This is a genomic window from Peribacillus sp. R9-11, assembly GCF_031345095.1.
Lineage (GTDB): Bacteria > Bacillota > Bacilli > Bacillales > DSM-1321 > Peribacillus > Peribacillus butanolivorans.
Window position 1 is genome coordinate 3,576,423 of sequence record NZ_CP133763.1, and the last position, 22,052, is coordinate 3,598,474.

22 protein-coding genes are annotated in these 22,052 nt (G+C 35.6%); 3 read left to right on the forward strand and 19 right to left on the reverse strand.

Going from position 1 to position 22,052, the window contains the following annotated elements; genetic code table 11:
* Positions 1–7 precede the first annotated feature (7 nt).
* A complete protein-coding gene (locus RE409_RS17325; protein ID WP_201185523.1) occupies positions 8–367 on the reverse strand; it encodes a winged helix-turn-helix transcriptional regulator in 360 nt (119 codons plus the stop codon).
* A 431-nt stretch (positions 368–798) separates the two neighbouring features.
* On the opposite strand from RE409_RS17325, the gene RE409_RS30745 reads away from it, so the two are divergent.
* The gene (locus RE409_RS30745) at positions 799–888 is read left to right on the forward strand and encodes a DUF2599 domain-containing protein (RefSeq protein ID WP_201225136.1); all 90 of its coding nucleotides are present in this window, start codon (positions 799–801) and stop codon (positions 886–888) included.
* A 42-nt stretch (positions 889–930) separates the two neighbouring features.
* Here the strand turns inward: RE409_RS30745 and cdiI are convergent, their stop codons facing one another.
* Positions 931–1,293 (reverse strand): ribonuclease toxin immunity protein CdiI, encoded by a 363-nt coding sequence (gene cdiI, locus RE409_RS17330; RefSeq protein ID WP_201223853.1) that lies wholly within the window; start codon positions 1,291–1,293, stop codon positions 931–933.
* A gap of 22 nt (positions 1,294–1,315) precedes the next feature.
* Positions 1,316–3,508 carry a PrsW family glutamic-type intramembrane protease gene (locus tag RE409_RS17335; RefSeq protein ID WP_309557842.1) on the reverse strand — a complete coding sequence of 731 codons (2,193 nt, stop codon included), beginning with the start codon at positions 3,506–3,508 and terminating at the stop codon, positions 1,316–1,318.
* 1,614 nt (positions 3,509–5,122) lie between these two features.
* Between RE409_RS17335 and RE409_RS17340 the strand changes: the two genes are divergently transcribed.
* Positions 5,123–6,511 carry a cytochrome P450 gene (locus tag RE409_RS17340; protein WP_201223849.1) on the forward strand — a complete coding sequence of 463 codons (1,389 nt, stop codon included), beginning with the start codon at positions 5,123–5,125 and terminating at the stop codon, positions 6,509–6,511.
* Positions 6,512–7,046: 535 nt separating this feature from the next.
* On the opposite strand, the gene RE409_RS17345 is transcribed toward RE409_RS17340, so the two are convergent.
* The 6 genes from RE409_RS17345 to RE409_RS17370 all read right to left on the reverse strand — a co-directional run bounded on the left by RE409_RS17345 (position 7,047) and on the right by RE409_RS17370 (position 12,126).
* On the reverse strand, positions 7,047–8,129 hold the full coding sequence (locus tag RE409_RS17345; protein ID WP_309557843.1) for a hypothetical protein: 1,083 nt from the start codon (positions 8,127–8,129) through the stop codon (positions 7,047–7,049).
* A gap of 203 nt (positions 8,130–8,332) precedes the next feature.
* Positions 8,333–8,557 (reverse strand): hypothetical protein, encoded by a 225-nt coding sequence (locus RE409_RS17350; protein ID WP_201253679.1) that lies wholly within the window; start codon positions 8,555–8,557, stop codon positions 8,333–8,335.
* Between the two features lie 199 nt (positions 8,558–8,756).
* Positions 8,757–9,455: an ankyrin repeat domain-containing protein gene (locus RE409_RS17355; RefSeq protein WP_309557844.1), complete on the reverse strand. Its 699-nt coding sequence runs from the start codon at positions 9,453–9,455 to the stop codon at positions 8,757–8,759.
* Between the two features lie 87 nt (positions 9,456–9,542).
* Positions 9,543–9,785, reverse strand: coding sequence for a tRNA-specific adenosine deaminase (locus RE409_RS17360; RefSeq protein WP_309559287.1), 243 nt, complete (start codon positions 9,783–9,785; stop codon positions 9,543–9,545).
* Positions 9,786–9,994: 209 nt separating this feature from the next.
* Positions 9,995–10,681 carry a response regulator transcription factor gene (locus tag RE409_RS17365; RefSeq protein ID WP_309557845.1) on the reverse strand — a complete coding sequence of 229 codons (687 nt, stop codon included), beginning with the start codon at positions 10,679–10,681 and terminating at the stop codon, positions 9,995–9,997.
* Complete coding sequence (locus RE409_RS17370; RefSeq protein ID WP_309557846.1) at positions 10,678–12,126, reverse strand: sensor histidine kinase; 1,449 nt, start codon at positions 12,124–12,126, stop codon at positions 10,678–10,680. The genes RE409_RS17365 and RE409_RS17370 overlap by 4 nt, the downstream gene beginning before the upstream one ends.
* 376 nt (positions 12,127–12,502) lie before the next feature.
* On the opposite strand from RE409_RS17370, the gene RE409_RS17375 reads away from it, so the two are divergent.
* Positions 12,503–12,733, forward strand: a complete 231-nt coding sequence (locus RE409_RS17375; protein WP_242485400.1) for a hypothetical protein — start codon at positions 12,503–12,505, stop codon at positions 12,731–12,733.
* A gap of 704 nt (positions 12,734–13,437) precedes the next feature.
* On the opposite strand, the gene RE409_RS17380 is transcribed toward RE409_RS17375, so the two are convergent.
* The 10 genes from RE409_RS17380 to murQ all read right to left on the reverse strand — a co-directional run bounded on the left by RE409_RS17380 (position 13,438) and on the right by murQ (position 22,044).
* Positions 13,438–14,166: a GntR family transcriptional regulator gene (locus RE409_RS17380; protein ID WP_201223841.1), complete on the reverse strand. Its 729-nt coding sequence runs from the start codon at positions 14,164–14,166 to the stop codon at positions 13,438–13,440.
* Positions 14,167–14,318: 152 nt separating this feature from the next.
* The gene (locus RE409_RS17385; RefSeq protein ID WP_309557847.1) at positions 14,319–15,194 is read right to left on the reverse strand and encodes a MurR/RpiR family transcriptional regulator; all 876 of its coding nucleotides are present in this window, start codon (positions 15,192–15,194) and stop codon (positions 14,319–14,321) included.
* Positions 15,195–15,218: 24 nt separating this feature from the next.
* The gene (locus RE409_RS17390; protein WP_201223839.1) at positions 15,219–16,115 is read right to left on the reverse strand and encodes an N-acetylglucosamine kinase; all 897 of its coding nucleotides are present in this window, start codon (positions 16,113–16,115) and stop codon (positions 15,219–15,221) included.
* Between the two features lie 68 nt (positions 16,116–16,183).
* Entirely contained in the window at positions 16,184–17,269 is a 1,086-nt protein-coding gene (locus RE409_RS17395; protein ID WP_201250724.1) for a DUF871 domain-containing protein, read from the reverse strand.
* A 21-nt stretch (positions 17,270–17,290) separates the two neighbouring features.
* Positions 17,291–17,620, reverse strand: coding sequence for a PTS lactose/cellobiose transporter subunit IIA (locus RE409_RS17400; RefSeq protein WP_056524848.1), 330 nt, complete (start codon positions 17,618–17,620; stop codon positions 17,291–17,293).
* 96 nt (positions 17,621–17,716) lie between these two features.
* Entirely contained in the window at positions 17,717–19,060 is a 1,344-nt protein-coding gene (locus RE409_RS17405; RefSeq protein ID WP_309557848.1) for a 6-phospho-beta-glucosidase, read from the reverse strand.
* A 57-nt stretch (positions 19,061–19,117) separates the two neighbouring features.
* Entirely contained in the window at positions 19,118–19,402 is a 285-nt protein-coding gene (locus RE409_RS17410) for a hypothetical protein (RefSeq protein ID WP_056524851.1), read from the reverse strand.
* A gap of 74 nt (positions 19,403–19,476) precedes the next feature.
* Positions 19,477–20,766 carry a PTS sugar transporter subunit IIC gene (locus RE409_RS17415; protein WP_201185545.1) on the reverse strand — a complete coding sequence of 430 codons (1,290 nt, stop codon included), beginning with the start codon at positions 20,764–20,766 and terminating at the stop codon, positions 19,477–19,479.
* A 48-nt stretch (positions 20,767–20,814) separates the two neighbouring features.
* Positions 20,815–21,123 (reverse strand): PTS sugar transporter subunit IIB, encoded by a 309-nt coding sequence (locus RE409_RS17420; RefSeq protein ID WP_056524858.1) that lies wholly within the window; start codon positions 21,121–21,123, stop codon positions 20,815–20,817.
* A gap of 36 nt (positions 21,124–21,159) precedes the next feature.
* On the reverse strand, positions 21,160–22,044 hold the full coding sequence (murQ, locus tag RE409_RS17425; protein ID WP_309557849.1) for an N-acetylmuramic acid 6-phosphate etherase: 885 nt from the start codon (positions 22,042–22,044) through the stop codon (positions 21,160–21,162).
* Positions 22,045–22,052: the final 8 nt, after the last annotated feature.

Consider the following 22,052-nt stretch of genomic DNA (forward strand, 5'->3'; position numbering starts at 1 on the left):
GCTACGCCTACGGCTGTACAGCCTCCTGAGCCGGCAAACTGTTTTTCTCTCCCCAATCGCACATCATATTTAACAATGGAATGAGAGAAAGACCTCGTTCAGTTAATGAATATTCTACTTTTGGAGGTATTTGGGGAAATTCCTTGCGTATAATAAGGCCGTCTGCCTCCAGCTCTTTTAACATAATGCTTAGCGTTTTAAAGGAAATGGTACCGATACTTCGCTTCAGCTGATTATGCCGCATAACCTTATTTTCAGACAGCCAATACATAATGATCATTTTATATTTACCGCCTATTAAGGACAACGTATATCCAAAGCCAGTGTCATTTAGTTTCACGCCAGTCGGAACACAGGTTTCGCGCATAAGTTACACTCTCCTTTAGATAAGTATATGAAATAAATGTTCATACTTTACAATAGATCATTATCAATCTTATTGAAAGGATGTAAAATAAGATCTCTATAAAACTTTGCTATATGGGGTCAGTTCACGTTAGGAATTGACTTTTTTCATCTTCTCTTATCGTGCTAAAGCATCTGTTGTAGCTTTGAAATAAAGAGGGATCAAAAGGTCCTCCTGTCCCCCATATTAGCGTAAATAAAAAGACTCCATTTTGAAAAAAGATTGATCTAAATGGAGTCTTTTCTTGTAAATTATTATACATTTTTTATAAAAAAGTTTGATTATTTTTAGTGATCCTTAATGAACTAACGCACCTGTTAGTTCAACAAGCGACATAATACCATTGGATTTTTTTTAGTTAGAATGTACGATAAAAACTTTTACCATCAGATATAAAGAAAAACCCTTGGAATTTAGAACCTGCTAGAAATAATGTAAGTTATGCGACAACACTTGGTTGCGCATGTAATCCTCCATTTTAAATCTTGACCTAACTTTCTTTTTTAGTAGTAGGATAAAGCTAATCAAGGTTCTTGTATATTAAATCTTTCTTTAATCCTTTCTAATTGTTCTTCTACTTCTGATTTATCTTGGGGATAGTCTCCAAGATAACTAACGCAATCTTCTCTTAGATATCTATAGAATGTCAGATAATCTAAAATAATTTCTTCGTCTTCCTCTACTGCAGGACGATCAATGTAATAGGCTATTCCTTCTTTACCAAAATAATCTTCTTCCCACTCTTCATAATAGTCGGCAAACACAAACCTTGCATATTCGGTTCCATATCCTTCACCATCCGCATAACTTCTTAAGATTCTTAAAAATTTACCGTCTCCCATATGGTGATAGAAGTACCTTATCAATTTTCTCTTTTTATCTTCCACGATGCTTCCAACTCCTTAATAATTAATCTAGTGTAGGGAAGAAATTTGATATTTCTCCGGATTCATTAATAAATCCTCTAAATTGTAGTCCGTTAGGGGAAACACCTGTTATCTCTCTCCCAACGATCTTCCCATTTTTCATAGCTTCTTCTCCCCATTTTAGTATCTGTTTGTCTGATATTATGTTAGGATCGTAAACTGTTTTTGGATGGGAAACTTTCTTAAGCTCTCCAGGTATTAACTTCCCCTCCATGTCTAGTTTAGGTAAGCCATATTCTATTTCATATACTCCCTCTATAGATGGGTGCTTTCTTTTTGATATGATACATTCCTCTAAATCCCACCCCTTCTCTTTAAATGCCTTTTCGAAATTATTGAGATTATGTCCTCCAACTACACCCTTGCCTTTTTTCCTAACAATATCTACTACTTGCGCTAAATGTTTTTCATATCCTGGTTTAAACGTAATATTTTTATTCAGTTCCTTAGTTTCTTTAGAATCGTCTTTACTATTATCGTTCTTATTCTGAGGATCTTCTTCCTGGTGAGCTTTTTTCCCAGAGGAATTCTGGTCATGGTGTTGTTTGTTACTATTACTTTTCTTTCCAGTGAACGATTCCAAGATCCTTTTTAGATAGGGTTTTATTCTCGGTGAAACGGAGTCACCTAGTTTTACAAGGGCTTTCCCAAACGGAATTCGACTTACCAGTGCACTAATTCCCAGTGCAAGAGCCGTTTCTGGCGTAAGTAATTTTTTAGGATTGCGGATGATGTCTGCAGTCTGCCGACCACCTGCAGCAATTCCGATTCCAGTCGATACAGCACCTATTGCCGACCAGAATCCTAATAACGGGAACGTTAAGGCAAATGCTCCAAGTACAATCAACCCTTTTTCCCAAGCAGATAAACCATCCCACCAGTTTTGCAGATTATCAAATAAACAGGCAATACAAGCCTCGGGGCCATTGGCTGTAACTCCCCAGTTAGATAGAAACATAGATGTGAATAATGCTACAAACACAACGATTAAAGCTTTGTAGTACTTCTGAATATTGGCTTCTAAGCCTGATAAAAGTACCTTGGCTTCTGTTTTACCGTGTAACAGTGTAAATCCTAGTTCTCTCCGTTCTCGATAAAATAGTAGCAAGTATCCAAAACGCTGTCTTTCCTCAAAAACACTTCTGAATAGATTCCACAATTCAGAAACAGGATTGATAATGGTTTCCCCATCCAGCAGAAGAATCTTCTCTCTTACTCGGTTCAATTCCCAATAATCGATGATTACCGCAGCACCGAGCATCATTAAAAACACCGGTTTTGCGGCATAGCCGCTTCCTAATAAATCATGAATTCCGGTTAACCAATCCGGAGCTCGATAACTAGCATTCCATATTGAGTGATCAAAAATGGCCCAAACTAAAAGGATAACAGGAAAAATATAAGAAGATCTCTTTAATTTACTTTTAAACCTCACTGCTAACCCGATTCCTAACGTTACCATAGCGGTTAGCAACGAATGCCCAGCAGACATTTTGTCAGGTAAAAAGCCCTCCTCAAAGTAGCCAGGAAATAGTGTGAATAAATCCCAATGGAGCACTTTCCCCCCAAATAGTGTCACACCATAATCGAAAATACCTCCAGAAACCAATCGACGTGTGGTTTCCTCCAAAAATTGAAAACCAGCTCCCGTTGCCGCACCAATAAGGGCATAATCGCTTAAACTTAAACTGGATGCACGTCGTGACAAAAATAGATAAACTCCAATGGGGATCAGTTTTAAAACTTCTTCAGCAATCGGGGTTATAAATGCTTGACTCCATACATCTTGTTCCATCCCACCGAAAATAGCTGTAATGAAACTAACGATAAAAGAATTCAACGGTACGATTATCCATGCCCCCACCAAAAAGAAATAGGTGTACTTCTTCCATGTTAAAGTTTTACTACGACATAAAAACCAAAATTGCAAAATGACGTAAAATGACCACAAAAACTGGACGAACATTTTTCGGGAGTCTTCCATAAAAATTAAGCTTAATACCAAGGCACATAGCGATATCCAAGAAAAAATCGTAAAGATTCTTAAAATGTATGGATGGTTCTGAGTCCATACATTCCAAAGGTGAAAGATAGACTCGAGCTTCTCCCTTAAAGTAACTCTAAACTTTTCAACCTGACTCGTCATATTGCACCACTCCGATGCAGTTATTTTCATTCCTACATGATTTAAATAAAATTTATGATGATAACCGCTTCTTACGATTTCATACTATACTCTAATTTACTAAAAATTGGAATAGGTCGAATTTTACAAATATTTTTAATTCATTATTCCTATGTTAATATCTAGAAAAGGACATATACATAATTGGATGGTAAGAATAGGAACTCAAAAAACCTAAAGGCAACAACATCAGGGTTTTAGCGGATAAAAACCTGAGCTATGAATAAATTATTTGTTGATAGATACCTTGGTTGTGACAAGAATGGATACCATAGCCCTTTTTACAAGTACCTAGTTCGTAAACAGTATTAACCAGTTTCTTCACCCCTTATTTATACACCTAAGAATCCAACTATCATCATACATCCAATAACACCAGCCCAAATAACAGTCTTATAACTTTTGGATTTTTATAGATATTTCCACTTTGATTACTCTAAATAGAACCATTTCTCAATTGGTACATCGTTTTTAACTTATAATGAAAATTCTAAACTATGGAATATAGATGAGGTAAAAGTTTACTATGCACTGAATAAAGAATTTATAGAAGGAAATGGCGTTGTGAAAAGTGAATTTAAATAATAACTAAAAAGCCTACGATCCTTGCTGTTCAAGGATGTAGTTTTTTTTAGAAAGAGGCTTTAATGCAATTACAGGCTATAAAACATTTAGAAAGATGTAATATTTCAAAAAAGCTGATTGGTGTTAGTTGCCAATCAGCTTTTTATATATGAATAATTCTTAGTATTTCAGCTTCTTTCCCCTTGAAAAGGCGGCTATTTTATCAGCAGTTTCTTTTGTCTTGATTCTAGAAATCGCTGTTCAACTTCCACTTTCCTTGATATTTCTTTCCATCCATCTTGAAGTCAGCAAACACTTCCTAAAACAGTTCAGACTTGAGCTCAAAGCGAGGGTATGCGTCTGAATCCTGCCAGCTGTAAATACATCCGACACGCGCCTTTGTTTCTATAAAATACTATACGCTCTTGATGCATTCATACCACAACCCAGTCTGCACAAGCTCTCGCATAGAAGTAAATTCTTTAACCCATATATTAATAGGAACTTCTGATATACCCTATTCGCTGCTTAGTTCTCGTACCGAATTACCCGAGTGATCAAGATTTACTATGATTTTCTTGAATTTATTATTATATTTTTCACCTGTATTCTTTCGTTCCATGACGATCAACTTAACTAAAATGTGCCCATGAAACTATACTAACTCCAATTATCATTCTACAAAATTGATTAACTCTCTTATCTTTTCTAAAAATTGTTATTTTCTATGTTTAACTTATCGAAAAAACTTTATTGAAGTTAGCTGAATAAGAAAGGAGATTAAGCAATTTACCCAATACCACTCGTTTATTAAAATAAATTTATCTTCCATTGTGTTTTACTTTACAATTTCTTAAACATTTTAGCCTCGGTTTTAAACTGTATTCCATTATCCACATTTGTAATTTCATTCAATTTGTTTAAACTTTTTTTTAAAAAAAATATTTGTTAGTCTTCTTTTTAACAACCTGTCCAAACCAATTAATACTTTCCTCATAGAATGATTAAAAGTACTTATATCGAAATGGAGGAAACAAACCATTGAGTGACACAGATTTATTACATGATTCTCCCAAGGGCCCAAAAGGAAGACTAATTACTGGCCATTCAAAGGAGTTTATTTCAGATACACTTGGCTTTCTTACCCACTTAGCAAAAGAATATGGAGATGTTGCTAAAATTCGTTTTGGACCTTTCCAAAATGTTTACTTCATTTCAAATCCAGATTTAATTAAGCAGGTACTTGTAACAAAACAAAAATCCTTCTTGAAATCTAAGGACTTCCATGCTTTAAAACCATTACTTGGAGAAGGCCTTCTTACAAGTGAAAAAGAAATTCACATGCGCCAAAGAAGGCTTATTCAACCTGCTTTCAAAAAGTCTCATATTAGCAATTATGCACAGGATATGATTGATATAACAATGAACTATATTTCCACTTGGAAAAACAGGGAAGAACGGATTATGACGGAGGATATGATGAGCCTTGCTCTCGGTATTATCAGCAAGACCATGTTCAGTATGAACCTCAAGGAAGGATATGACGAGCTCGGGGAACCTATAGAATCATCTATGAGAATTGCTGTTAAAAGGATGAGAACACTTCTTCAATTGCCACTATGGGTTCCAACTAAAAATAACCGTGAATTTAAAAATTCGATACACAGACTTGATACAGTGATTTATAACTTTATTGAAAAACGTAGGGCAGATGCAGAGAGACATGAGGATATGCTTGGGATTCTAATGGATGCTCGAGATGATGAGGATGGTTTAGCTATGACAAACCAGCAGGTACGTGATGAGCTAATGACCATTTTCCTTGCCGGTCACGAAACAACTGCAAACGTACTTTCCTGGACCTTATACTTGCTTTCACAACATCCTGATGTGGAAACTAAACTTTTCAATGAAATAGATAGCGTAATCGGTAATCGTAACCCTACACCTGGCGATTATATGAAATTAACGTACACACAAAATATTATCATGGAATCAATGCGTATATACCCGCCTGGCTATATCGTATCACGGAAAGCGGAGGAGGATGTAGTAATAGGAGGATATCATTTTAAAAAAGGCGATATGATCTTGATAAGTCAGTATGTTATGCACCACAAGCCTGAGTATTTTGATAATCCAGATTCTTTTAATCCTGAGCGATTTGAAAACAACTTTGTGAAAACTCTACCTCAGTTCGCTTACTTTCCGTTTGGCGGAGGTGCGAGAGTTTGTATCGGTAATCATTTCGCAATGATGGAAGCTGTGCTTGTCCTAGCGTGCATTGCTCAACGATATCGGATAAGGCTTGCGCCGGACCATCATGAAGTAAAACCACTTCCGTCTATTACACTTAGACCAAGGCGTGGATTGCGCATGATAGTCGAAGATAGAAAAGAGTCTTTTCGTGAACCCTTAGTTGATGAATAGTAATATAGATTTAAATGACTTGAGGCGGCCATTTGACTTTGAAGTATTTGGGTGTGTTGGCCATTTTAGAAGATCCTATTCTTTCAGTAACCATTTTTAGCAGATTTTTCGTAGGAGACATAATATCACGTTATAGATTTCTAAGAAAACACTATTTATTTTCACCTCTGAAACAAAGAAACAAAAGGCTGCAATGTTCTTCTTCAAGAAAGCATTGCGGTCTTTTCATGTTTCTAGGCATTATGCCAAAATGATAGATACATATATTTAAAGCTTCAGGATAGCTATTAAATTATTGGACACATGAATTTATATCACCGGCATGAAAGATTGTATGGCTATTTTTTACACTTGCTGGTTTTGAAACAAGGATCATTTCGAATCTAGTAAATTATGTTGTTAGCTTAATTGCATGGGGTTCCGCCAACATTTTGACATAAAACCTAGGCTACGACATTTTATGTCAATAAAAGCCAATTCCCTTACAAGAAAAAGAGAGAGAACATTAATTGTCTCTCTTCCTTTTTACTAAATTTCACTTAACTATTAAAGGTATATAATCTGCAGTTGCCCCATTGTTCATGGGTACTACTTTATATTTTACACCAGTCTTCAATGTGTTATTTGTAACATCGAAAATACCAACCGAACCTTTACGAGAAGAGAAACGATATTGTGCTTGTACCGTGCTTCCATCTTCGCCTTGCAATTGTATGCTTCTGCCTGCAAATAACTCCATGCCTGGGTCTTTATCTAATACAATTTTAATAGTCTTGTTATCAATAGCTTCTGCCGATTGAAGTTTAAGTGGAGCGATGTATTGTGCCTTAAACCTTTTATTTTCAAGATCTGCCCATTTTGATTTCACTGTATAGGTTACACCTGGTTTCAATTGTTGTCCTGCTGGTAATCGAAATTTTGGAGCTTGTCTTCCATCTGTTGCTTGTGTAAAAGGAACGTAATTCGCAACAAAACGTTCTCCGTTTCTGCCTGTAATCGTTACAACACGATCACGTAAGGACGAAATAATTTCGAAACGTTTCCCATTTTCGTCTTTGTTTCTGTTATCTAATTCAAATGCTAAATCACCTCGACCTGCCCGATACGCTTCGATAATATTTGCGTAGTCTGTTACACCATCTTCTAAAAATGATTCCAATTCAAATGTGTCATTTGTTACTTGTTGGGTGTTACGAATATTTATTTTCTCATCTGTTCCTTCAAAGGTTTTTACTCGTTGCCCTTTGTAGCTTATTGAGTATTTGGTGTCATCCTTTTGAATTTCAACTGGCACGATGTATGTGCTTTTTGCTCCTGTTTTCAAACGTGGTACATTGACTATGCTCATGCCATGATTAAATTCGAATTGTTTCTTAATATTCTCCAAATTGTTTGGATCCACATCTTCTGCAACTAACGGTTTATTAAAAGTGACCTGTAAAGTCATCGTATTCAATACGTTTATGTTCGTAATCCTTGCTTCTTGTTGTTTCTTCTCTTGTTCTACTAGGTGGTTACTTGAAGCCTCTACGTTTAATGTTTGGTTATATGTCGCTATTCCAGACGATATTACAGATACAACTAATACAGCTGGTACTATACGTTTTTTTATATTCATTTTTCTCTATCTCCTTTATTTTGTTATTTGTTATAAAATTTATAATACAAGTAACATCTAAACTGGCTATAAAAAAATTCTTAATAAAATATTAAATTTATTAATTTCTTTTACTATGAAAACTACATAAAATAGGGAACTCTGGACGAATAGGATCCCTCTTTTCAACTTGATATATTATTGAGTTCTTATAGATTCTCTTCTTATTTTGCTGTTAAAGTGACTGTATCTGGGCTTGCCCAGTTACCCATAGTTACTACTGAGTATTTGACGCCTGATTGAAATGTATTATCGTTTAACACATCAACGATTCCATATGGTCCTTTGCAGGGGGAGAAGCGGTATTGAGCTTCTATATTTCTGCAGTCATCACCCTTTAATTCCACTTTACGACCGGAAATAGCTCCATACCCAGAGATCTTTATCAAAAGTTATCTGGAACGATTTGTTGTCGATTGCTTCTGCAGACTTGAGTGGAGGTGAGGCAATCGCTTCAGTAATAAAGCGTGGATTTTTGATTTTTGCCCAATCAAACATTACGGTATATGTCGTATAAGATGTTAAATTTTGACCTACTGGTAAACGCAACAGTTTGATTTCACCAGTAGGAAGGCTTAGAACATCTGGTTATTTTGCCCCTTCTTTTGTCAAAATCTGTTCAATCTCTTTAAAGCCTTTCTCGCGGGCATGTTGCAAAGGAGTCACATTATTATGATCAGCTATGTTCACATCTGCCCCATGATCTATCAGTAATTGTACTGTTTGCTGCTGTTTTTCATCTCCATTACTCAATATAATTGCCTCCATTAGAGCCGTCCAACCTAGGTTATTAGCATGATTTATATCAATATCAGTATTGGTAAGAAGTTCTTTTATCACATTCACATAGCCATGTTCCGAAGCAGGGATCAAAGCAGTTCCTCCATAACGATTGGTAATCTTGGGATCCACACCTGCATTAATTGTAAGCTTCAGGATTTCAAGGTAACCTTCTGCACCCGCATATAGGAAGGGATTGTTTTTCATGTCATCTTGGATATTAACATCTGCACCTGCTGTAATTAGGATTTTTGCAGTCTCAACATCATTGTTATAAGTCGCAATCATAGTGGCAGTTCGCCCTTCGGAGTCCTGTGTATTAATATCTGCACCTACCTCAATCAACCTGCTTATCGTTTCTGTTTCTTTCCGTTCTGCTGCTTGAATTAGTTGTTCATTCACTCCTTCTCTCTCCTTTCCCTGTATTTTCAGGTCTTCCTTGTCATCTGAGACACACCCTTGAAGCAAGAGAATGCATCCTATGATTACTGCCAGCCACTTCCACATAAAATACACGTTCCTTTAAAATTTGTTATTATCACTGTTTTTCTTGACCCATAAATCAAAGGCCTAGATGCACTTTTCATCTCAATATTATGAAAGCGTCCTTCTTTCTAATCTCTCCAAGACACATACGGCAAGGTTCACCACTGGCTTAAATCTCTCAAACGGAGAGAAATTCGCTTCCCGAATTGCTTTCATTTCGGTGTGAATTGTCGGTTTCCTTGTTTCCAATGCATCATTAATACCAATAGCAATGATTTTCCCGTTTTGTACAATAACAGCCCCAAAGGGAAGTTCTCCTTTTTCAGGTACATTCTGATGTGCCTGAAAAATGTCTTATTCTAGTAATTATTGAGGTTCCATGAAATATTCCTCCCTTATAAATTTTCAGTTAAACTTTTTTATTCCGTCTTAAATTATGTTAGTACTTAATCCTAAACTCCCTCTAAACAATTTCTTAAAAAAAGATAAACTTATTAATAAAATTTATTAATGTTTATAAAAAATACCCGCCACCTATGTGACGGGTCAAAACACATTATTTAAACATTAAAGCGATATCCGGCTCCCCAAACGGTTTCCAAGAATTTTGGATGTGCAGGATCTCTTTCGATTTTTTCACGTAATTTTCTGATATGGACGGTCACAGTTGAAACATCCGCAGCTGACTCCATCCCCCAAATTCTTTCATAAAGTTGCTCTTTGCTCAACACTTGGTTCGGGTGCATCACAAGAAACAGTAACAAATCGAATTCCTTTGTAGTAAACGGAATTTCCTCTCCATTAACATGAACTTTTCGCGCCGACTTATCGATCGAAATTCCATGAACGAAAACTGTATTTGTTTTGGCTTGACTTCCTGCTAAACGTTCATAACGGGCTAAATGCGCTTTCACTCTAGCAACCAGTTCATTTGGACTAAAAGGCTTTGTAATATAATCGTCTGCCCCTAAACCAAGACCTCGAATTTTATCAATATCTTCATTTTTGGCGGACACAAGCAAAATTGGAATGTCTTTGACAGCACGTATTTGTTTGCATATCTCAAATCCATTTACTCCTGGAAGCATGATATCTAGAATAATTAAATCATTATTTTCTTGAAGTGCCTGTTGAAGTCCAGCATCACCTGTATGTTGAACATTGACACTAAAATCATTAATTTCTAAATAATCTCTCTGCAATTCTGCAATGCTAACATCGTCTTCAATAAGTAATATTTTTTTCATATTTCCTCACCTTTCTTTAGGGAAAAGAAGACACTTGTGCCTTTTCCTATTTCGCTAGTAGCCCAAATATCCCCTCCATGCTCGTGAATAATTTGTTTTGCAATCGCAAGTCCTAAGCCACTTCCGCCTGTCTGAGAATTTCTTGATTGTTCTGCACGGTAAAAGCGATCAAAAATGTAAGGTAAAGCAGATGGTTCTATTCCTTGCCCGTTATCTGCTACTTGAACGACTACATCATATGGTCCTTCATGCAGAGAAATGGCAATGTTCTTTTTTTCTTTATTCGTATACTTCACACAATTACTGATCAGGTTAGCCAATACGCGTTTTAATTTCTCTCTATCTGCTGTCACGTTTATCAGTTTATACATAATATGAAGTTCAATCTGGATCCCTTGTTGAAGTAAATCCAAATGAAGCTCGTCTACGTAGTCTCTCATATATTTATCCAGTTCGACAGTTTCAAAAGTGAATGGTTCTTTTTTTAAATCCAGCTTAGAAAATAAGAACAGTTCATCTATCAATGAATCCATATCTTTAGCTTTTAAGTATACAGTTGATAAATACTTTTCCATTTTCTGCGGGGTGTTTGCTACACCGTCTTTTATACCCTCAACATATCCAATAATCGAAGTAATTGGCGTTTTCAAATCATGTGAAATATTTGATAGAAGTTCTTTTCGATTTTCCTCATACTGAAGCTGGATAGTAACGGACTCTTTTAATTTTATTCTCATTTCATCAAACGTTCTATTTAATTGTCCGATTTCATCATTCGAAGTAGCTTTGATTTCAAAGTTTAAATCTCCTGATTTTATTCGTTTGGCACCTTCTTTAAGAACTGAGATGGGCTTGATGATGCTTCGTGAAACTAAATAGTTTAAAAGCCCAATAATCATAATAAACAAAAATAGCAATAGACCAAATAAAATTGGAAACAACTCTCGAGCCAACTCGGCATAGGAACTCGCCTTTCTCAATACAAAAATACTTCCTTTGCTTTTATCCAAAAAATAAAAATCAAACTTCACATACGTGAAAAAAAAGTCTTCGATTTTAATCGTATCTCGCGTATTGATGTTTGTTTCTTCAAATCCAGGAAGCGACTTAACCAATACCTGCTTATCCAAAGAGGGGGAAGCATACTCGATGTTCGTATCTTTTCTAACGACAATCTCGATATCCTTCTGTTCAATTTTCTTCAGCTGCTCTTCGTTTAGAAGCTGTGTAGGATTATTTTTAGCCAATAGCTTTAAATCGAGAAACGCACTTTCTTCTATTGTAGTCAATGGTTTTTGGACATAAGATTTTTTGTAAAAATACTCTATAGATTTTATATCGCCCGTTATCGCAATAATAATTAAAAACCCAGCCGCTAACAATAAAGTGATAGAAAAAATTATCACTCCAACGTAAGACAACAGAAATCTCGTTTTAATTGACATGTTAATCACCTCAGTACTTACTTTTCACTCTGCTTCTTAAAAGTATATTTGGCACCATATAAACCATTTTCCTTAGAATTTTTGTTTTTTATTCAGTATGGTGTATTAAACACCTTATCACTAGCTTGTGCTTAACATGGAGATTTACCATTTACAAAGAAACTAAAAGAACAATAACATACAAACCTTAAAACTTTCTAAAATATGTATGAAATATCCCTAAACATCTTAAAATATTTTGTTGAAATATCACATCAGACCGAACTTGGTCGATTTCAAAATGGGATAATTCCAACCGATTGACTGCGCTAGGTCTTCTTATTTTTTCATGAAAAGGCAGAAGTATTTTTTCAGGGAATTAAAAAGGATGAATAGGATGAGTCAGGTAAATGCCACTTCTCTAAAATTTTCTAAAAAACGGGATATTATCAGTGAGCTTACCCTATCAGGATTACACTCTGCAAGAATGGGTCGATATAGAAGAAGACCTTCCAAAGACCATAAGATGGTAGAAGGTGCTTTAAAACTACATACTTCTCATCAATATAACATCAAAGAAATTACGGATATGACGGGTGTTAGTAGATTAGTATTATATCGAGATTAGGAAAAAATTTAACCTTGGGGTTAGAATAGAGGGATTATCCTGTGGACATAAGAGCAACGGAACTACTTGCAACTGATAAAAGAAAGGATTTCTTGACAATCCCTTCTACTTTAAGCAATTGAGAATCAGCATACGACTATACCCTTACACAAGATGATATGGAAGAAATACGAAAACACTACGGTTTTTCTAACTTTTCTGTCCACTCAGATCGGGTTATTTAACAATCATTACTAACATGCTGACACACGAAAAGGCGATCCTTCTTAATATAGAATCGCCCTCTTTATATTTGATTTTCAGGAATCAAATATATCACTTACAAATTATTGTACCTATTCATTTTTCACTAACAATTTTTATTAGGCTTGAGAAAATAATTAAGCGATTATCGTCAACGAGTTTATTCTATAGCTGGCACCTTTGATAATTAAGGGTATCCCCTTAATTGGTTGTTATAGGAAGTTATATGATTGACTATCAAACTACTTAATTCGTCGTATTTTCACTCCCAAACTTCCCCAAAACAAATTAACACTATTTTTTGAGAAGTACGTTTTAGGATAACTACTTAGAGTCCATATCATCCTTTTTAATACTAAAAAGAATTAGCGTGGATTTAAATGTACCCAATTAGAGGTGAAGACAACATACCTGTTAATATCGTAGTCCTCTCACTTTTTGCTTCTATCGCCTTTTACTAATTATGATAGTCGCTCCATATTCATTGTGAATTTATATCGATCTGCACGGTAGACGGATCTTACAACCTCAAGTGGTTTTTTTGTATCAAGCGTGCTTATTCGTTCAATTAGCAATACCGGGGCCCCTTCAGCTATCTCTAGCATTTCCGCCTCTTTTTTTTGAGCAATTGATGCTTCAATCACCTGTCTGCCATGCTGAATTTTCAGGCCAAACGTTTTTTCTACATAGCTATAAATGGAGGTTACGGCTATTTCTTTCGTTAGACCCAGGGCAAGATCTTTTGAAATATATAGCATCTCATATGCCATCGGCTGCTGATCAGCAAGCCTTACACGTTTCAGCTCGAAAATAGGAGTTCCTGCTTCAACCTCAAGCTTTGCAGCGAGATCATGATCTGCGTTGACCTCTGTAAAACTGATAACACGTGTACTTGGTTCAAGTCCTCTTGAACGCATATCCTCTGAAAAGCTTGTTAATCCTTGCAGGGGTTGCTCGATTTTATTGTGGGCAACGAATGTTCCTTTTCCGCGCTGCCTGTATAAATAACCCTCATTCACAAGATTAGAAATGGCTTGTCTCACCGTCATCCTGCTTATTTCATATTTTTCAGTGTATTCTCTTTCTGAAGGTATCATCTCGCCTGGCTCTAATTCATGGTTTTGAATCGCTTCTTTAATCGCCTCTTCAAGTTGATAATAAATCGGAAGCGGAGAATTCTTTTGGATCATTTAGCGTACATCTTCCTTTCATCGTGATGTAATTTTGAAAAGGCATCCTGATCGGGATCATCTCAAGCTAAAATAGCGTAAAATCATTCCTGATCCTACCAATGCTTTTTGAAAGTAAAAAACACACGATAAAAAATTTCGGCAGATTAGATTCACTTTTCTAAAGTATCTAGATTTCTTTTTGTGAATTTTAATACAGATTCTCTTGAACGTTCAATTTCATTTTTATTCTCATTATAGAACTTTGAAACATACGCATAGAAAATAATACTAACCGTTAGAAATTGTGCAAACAGGGAACTTGTTGCTGCGCTTCGAAATTTAGCCTCTGGTGCACGTACATGGTGTAAAGACATATCGACTTTTTTAGTTAATCCATTGTTCCCCAATCGCGATAAACCAATTGTTTTAATACCATATGCTTTAGCAATATCAACAAGTTGCAGAACTTCTTCAGTTTCTCCACTATTAGATATACAGAAAAAAACGGTATTCTTTGATGATGCAGCAAGCGCTGTGGCAGTAATATGAGGGTCTTGATTTGCACTTACAATCTTTCCTAACCGTAACCATTTCTGTGTAATATCTTCAGCAATGAGCCATGAAGCTCCTATTCCATAGACGTAAATTACATCTGCACTTTTCATGGTTTCAATTATATTGTCTAGAACGGCTTCATCCAAATAATGTGCGGTTTCTTGTATAGCTTGTACAGAGTTAGAAACTATTTTATCTTTAATGGACGCTATTGTTTCATTAGGTTCAATGTCATAGAAACCTTTTTTCTCTGGTTGCGAAATAAGAGATGATAAAGATACCTTTAGTTCTGAAAAGCTGTTAACTTTTATAGAATGACAAAATCTTGTTACAGCCGAACTGCTGGCATTGGCTTGAGAAGCTAATTCATGTATAGTCATTCTTATAATATCCTTTGGATTTTCTAAGATATATTGTGCAATTTTTCTTTCTGATTTAGGCAATTGATTTAATAAACTTTCAATTCTTAATAAAACATTTTCAACGTGCATATTATTTTCTCCCTTGATCTTTAATTAACTTATATGCTTCAATGCTATGTAATAACAACCTAATGTAGAAGATACGTCTTCTAAAACTAGTTTTACTTCCGGTTTTTCAAGTTTAATATGATTAATAAAAGAGCTTTGCACCAATGGTATATTAGCCAATATACTACCTTTAATTGCAATTGTAACATTCTCACTAAAATTCAACTTCTTGCAAACATCAAGGCTATTCTTAGAAAGGTGATATCCTGCCTGTCTAAGAATATTTTGCGAGAAATCATCGCCAGTTTCTGCATGTTGGACAATTAGTGGAACAAATGCAGCAATCTCGGCTTTCGTTGCGGTATAAATAAATTTCTTCAGTTCTAATACACTGTGATAGCCAAGTTTTGTAAGTATTAACTTAGTTAAATGGCTATAATTTAATCCCTCATCTTCTTCTTTCGTCATTTTTATAAAAGTCTGCATGGCAATCCAATAGCCGCTTCCTTCATCCCCAAGAATGTGTCCCCAGCCACCAGCCAATTTCTCAATACTATTATGAATTCCAATACTTACAGAACCTGTTCCTGAAATTGTCAAAATGCCATCTTTTCCTTTTAGTAAAGCAGCATGAGCAATAATTCCATCATTTACAATTGTAAATGGGGTATTAAATGCCTTGCTTAATGCACTTTTTATCCCCTGTGGATTTTCAACTCCTCCATACCCTGCTAATCCTAAGCAAATGTAGTGACAATTTCCATTATTAATAGGAGCTACGCATTGTTCAATTGCCTGAATAATGTTAGCAATGGCTTGTTTTTCATTTATAAGCAAATTTCCATAACCCGATTTGCCTTCACTTAATTTATTACCCTCTAAATCATAAGCAACTGCTTCGGTTTTAGAGCCACCACCGTCAACACCGATAATATAACTCATATCATTCTCCTATTCAGTAAAAAAGGAAGGAGTATCACTGTTCCTTCCCTTTATCTTCTTTGAAGATTCTAATTAATATTGAATTGGAATTTCCCCCATGGTTCCAAATGATCTAGCAGAAAAATTTCCTCTTCTGCTAATCGGCCAACTACATTTGTTTTCCCTGAGTTCTTCATTTCTTTCAATGCAATCTGCAATTCACCTTTATATTGTCCATAGAGCTCATTTTCAATTAAAATATCACCACGTCTAATATCAGGGGTGAATGTTGGTTTAAAATCTTCATTCTTATATTTTACGCGTGATTGTGTGGAGCGAATAAGATAATCAGATACGTCTCCACGGTAAAAATGAAATTCTTCCAATACTATTTTTTTCTCTAAATCTGTTATAGTGTCGTGAAGATTAACATTAAATGTTATCAAGCCACTGTTTAACATACTAAGATGTTTTAATTCATCTTCAGATGCGTAGGCATTTGCAATAATTACATCATCAATTAATCCAGTTGCAAATAAGTGCTTCGCTTGTGTAGTAATGGGTAATTCCCGGTGCATTTCTAATGTACATAATCCTTCAGTTATAGGCCAAGGTCCATACGTCGCTGCATGTGAGCTAATGAAAGCTGCCGTGTGAATATTATGCTTTTTGAATTGTTCACAGCATTTTATAAAATGTGGATAGCTCAATCCTGCATAGCGATGAGGATAGAAGTTATGTGATCCAACTAAATTTTCTTTTTTAGGTTTGTAATCCATGATATTTTCTAAATATTTTGTTGCATTGCTCATGTTTATTTCAATTTTTAAATCATATGGATTATGTGTCATAATGGACTCTTCATTTCCTGTAAAACCCATGTCTAGCCTAATTCCATACGCACCTAACTCTGCAAAGAATGATAAATCATTATAAGATATACCTAGCGCCCCAAATACTCGAGGAGCAATATCGACCATCACTTCCATATTCAATTGATTTGCAAACAAAATCGTTTCTTTAAATTCTTTTAAAATCTTCTCTTTATCGCCTTCAACTGAAAGCAAGCAAGTAAAAATTTTTCTGAATCCATATTTGTGTGCAAGCGCAATGTATTCTATGTCTTTATCAACGGTTGAATGTTCTGGATAGATAGAAATACCAAGTTTCCCCATAGTTTAATCACCTCTATTTTTTTACTGTTGTGGGGCTAGTTTTTTTATAATACGAATCATATGTTCAATTAGTTTTTGTTCACTCATTGCCGTCATTAAGTGATCCTGAGCATGAATCATTAATAAAGTTTTTTCACTGGGAACTCCATTCAATTCAGCTTGAATTAACTTGGTTTGTGTCTTATGGGCCAAATTTAATTCTTCCTCAGCTTGTTTAATTAGGTCTACAGCTTTTTCAAAATTAAATTCTTCCGCTTCTGCCAATGCTTCAAATGCTAATCCTCTCGCATTTCCACTATGTGATATTATTTCAAAAATTTCCATTTCGTTATTGTTAATTTCAGATGACATATAATTACACTCCTATTTAAATATATTATGAAAGTAATATTCTCATTAAAAAGATTGGATTATAGTATTCCAGTTTGAATTACTGGAGAAAATTTACTAAATGTTAGGCAGACCATTTTGATTGAAGAATTGTGGTAAGTATTCTTCATGCGCTTTTAACAGTTTTTGTAAAACCAATTCAGCTAGATCATCACTTGGAATAAGGGGGTTAATAGTTAAAGCTAATAATGCTTTATCATAAGAACCTGTAACTGCTGCTTCTGCACCTATTCTTTCAAATGATTTAATTTGTTGAATTAAGCCATGTACTTGTACGGGTAATTTACCCATTGTCATAGGAATTGGTCCATTTTTGGTGACGATACAGCTTACTTCGACTGCTGAATCATAATCAATTTCAGTAAGCGATCCTTTGTTTTGTACATTTAAAACTTGAATGTCTTTTTTATCATTATAAATAGAAGAAATTACATTACACGCTGCATCGCTATAGTAAGCACCGCCGCGTTGCTCTAATTGTGGAGGCTTGATGTCAAGAGTTTCATCTTTGTATAGGTCAAACAAACCTACTTCTAATTTTTTCACAATTTCAGCTCGAGTTTCTCCTGATTTGAATGCTTCTAACTCATCATCTAAAATAGTTTGTGTTTTGTAATAATAGCGATGGTAAGGACAAGGTACAACTCCTAATGATTTCAAAAATCTTCGGTTCCAAGCCAGAGGAGCAATATTCTTCATCGTCATCTGAATTTCTGGATTACCCAGCATTTCAAGCACTTTATCTGTTACTTCTTGATCATCAACGAACACATGAATCCCGAATACCATATGGTTTAACCCAGCGAAATCTATGTGTACTCTCTCCATTTCAACACCCAACATTTTAGAAATAGACATATGCATATTAAATGGGACATTGCATACCCCAATGATCTTTTTATGCTTGCTGTAACGGAGAAGAGCTTCCGTTACCATTCCAGCTGGGTTTGTGAAGTTAATTAACCATGCATTGGGGCAAAGCTCTTGCATTTCTTCTGCGATTTCTAGAAGAACAGGTATGGTTCGTAGTGCCTTAAACAAACCTCCTGCACCATTGGTTTCTTGACCAATTAATCCTAATTCCAATGGGATACGCTCGTCTTTGACTCGTGCATCAAGTAAACCAATTCTCATTTGCGTTGTGACAAAATCAGCATTATGCAATGCTTGACGGCGGTCTAATGTTAGATGAATTTCCATTGGAACTCCTGCTTTTTCTACCATTCTCCTTGCTAAGGTTCCTACAATCTCAAGTTTTTCTCTTCCTGCTTCGATATCCACTAACCAAAGTTCTCTAATAGGTAACTCATCAAAACGTTTAATAAAACCTTCTATTAATTCTGGTGTATAACTAGAGCCGCCTCCAATTGTGGCAATTTTTAATCCTTTTTTCATTTCCATTTTCCTAACACCTCATAGTAAGCATTTATTTAACAAAAAAAGCCTGCAATTTTTCATTTACGCATAGATAATTGCATAACAAACCAGTGCGCTTACTGCTAATAAAGACAAGAACAAAAGTGTCGCTTGTTTCTTGTTTTTAAACTTACCTTCAACCAAAATAATAACAATCGTCAATCCTGCGCTTATGGCAAAGGTATTTCCTAAGTACAGTGATAATTGTTTATCTATCCCAAAGGCATTCATTAATGTGTTAAAGATAAAATTAAAAACAAGAATAAAACTAAAAAATAGAAAGGCACTTTTGTAACTAAAAAAGTGAATTCTGGTTGTTGAATTCATGTTTATTCTCCCTCTCTCTATTATATTAAAAGGAGTTTGGAGCTTTTAGTCCCAAACTCCCTTTCAGATATTCCTTATAAAGCGATATTTTTATTATCTGTTGTTTCTACCATGTTTTCCTGTGCCAAAAGCTTTTTATCGTACATTTTAAAGAATGGCAGATAAATAACAACTGAGATTGTTAAATTCACCAGCACGAGAATAATTGCTCTCCAATCACCGCCTGTTGAAAGATAGGCACCTATTGGCGCTGGTAATGTCCAGGGAACCATTACATATGTGGGGTTTACTAGCCCAATAGACGTTGCTATATATGCAAGTGTCGCACCAATTAGTGGTGTTATTATAAATGGAATAATCAATATTGGGTTTAATACAATTGGCATCCCAAAGATAACTGGTTCATTGATGTTAAAAATGCTTGGAACAATTGTTGCTTTCCCCATGGCTTTACTATAAGTAGATTTTGCAGTTAAGAGCATAGCAATTACTAACCCCAAGGTTGCACCAGACCCACCAATCCAAATAAACCATTGGAAGAATGTTTCAGGAGCTACGTGAGGAATTGCCGTCCCAGCTGCGACTGCTGCTGAGTTATTAGCTAAGTAAACTTCCCAAACTGGACGAGCAACGGCACCTACTACTGATACGCCATGAATACCAAATGACCAGAAGAATGTAATCAAAAACACTGGGATTAATACACCTGGCAATGTATCGCCTGCACTAATAAGTGGTGCAACCGCTTTATCAACAAGTGAATGTAAATCAACAGCAAACACGACTGTAATTAAGGTCATAACAAGCAGAACAATTGTAACCGGTATTAATGCTTCAAATGATCGGGCTACTGAAGTTGGAACAGAATCCGGCATTTTTATTGTAATATTTTTGGTCTTACATAGACGTAAAGTTTCAACAGCAAAAATGGATACAAGCATTCCTACAAAAAGGCCATGGCCTCCGAGATTTGTCATTGGCAAAACAAACCCTACACCATCCATCATTTTTACACCTATTGTGAACAAAAAGGCCGCTAATGACAGTAAACCTCCTGATAGTGGATCCAATTTATAGCTTTGAGATAAACTGTACCCTATACCAAAAGTAATATATAGCGTCATAATAAACATCGTTAATCGATATGGTATTAAAATTTCAGCTATATGTTTTGCCGCCCATTCACCTAATGCAGTGTCTGCTGCAACTGGTGGAAATGCAATGATAAGGAATAAACTCCCAAAGATGATGAATGGTAAAGCAGAAACCACACCATCACGAATTGCGCGTAAATGTTTTTGTTCAGACAATTTAGCCATGGGTGTTGAAAGATTGTTTTCTAAAAAAGCAACAAACTTGTCCATTCGTGTTATCCCCTTTTAATTTTTAATAGTTAAGACATACTTGTTAGATTATTTTTTTACTAGTTCGGTTATTAGTTTTAATAGCGTAGGGCCACCAAGTGGACTGTATGCTTGAGCTGGAATGACTTGACATGGGACTCCAGCTTCATCCGCAGAAGCCTTAAAGCCATCAAAACGATGTTTGACTTGAGGAGCTACCATTGCAACATCCCAACCGTTTCGAACCTCTGAATCAAATTCTTGAGTGCCAACTGCTAATACATCTATATTTACACCCTGTTTTTCCCCTTCTTTTTTTAAAGCGTTTACAACAATTGCACTTGACATTCCACCTGAACATACGAATAATACTCTCATTTTTTGTTCCTCCTATTATTTTTTTATAAAAAAGCTTTAAATAGCTTTTCTTATGAATCCTTGTGCCATTTTTAAACGATTTGATGCTTCTTCATATGAAACATTCGTTAAAATCATGACAATTGCAATTTTGGGCTGGGAATGTGCCTTTTCTAAAAATTTATTTGCAACTTCATAACTGCAGTCAGTAGCGTCCATAATAATACGTTTTGCACGTTCAACTAGCTTTTCATTAGTCAGTTGTAAATCTACCATTAAATTCCCATAAACTTTTCCAACTCCCACCATTGAAGCTGTAGAAAGCATGTTGCATACTAACTTTTGCGATGTTCCAGCTTTTAACCGTGTAGAACCAGTCAGTACTTCAGGCCCGTTTACAACTTCAATAGCAACATTGGCAATTTTCCCTATCTCTGAACCTTTGTTGCAGCTTATCGATACTGTTCCTGCTCCAACTTGATTGGCATATTCCAAACCGGCAATAACATATGGAGTGCGTCCACTAGCCGCAATGCCTACTACAACGTCTTTGTTTGTTAATTGAATCTTCTTTAAATCTTCAGGACCTAATTCAAAACTGTCTTCAGCACCTTCAACTGACTTAATGAATGCGCTTTCTCCTCCAGCAATCAGACCTACTACTTCACTAGGAGCAGTATTAAATGTTGGCGGGCATTCTACGGCATCCAATAAACCAATTCGTCCACTTGTTCCAGCACCCATGTAGATTAATCTTCCGTTCTTATTCATTGCTGCAACGATCATCTCCACAGCTTTTGAAATTTGCGGAAGTTCTTTTTTTACACAATGAGCAACTTTTATGTCTTCATCGTTCATCACCTCTAAAAATTCAATCGTTTTCATTTCATCTAAGCACATAGTCTTTTCATTACGACACTCTGTCGTTAAATGCTCTAGCATACATATCA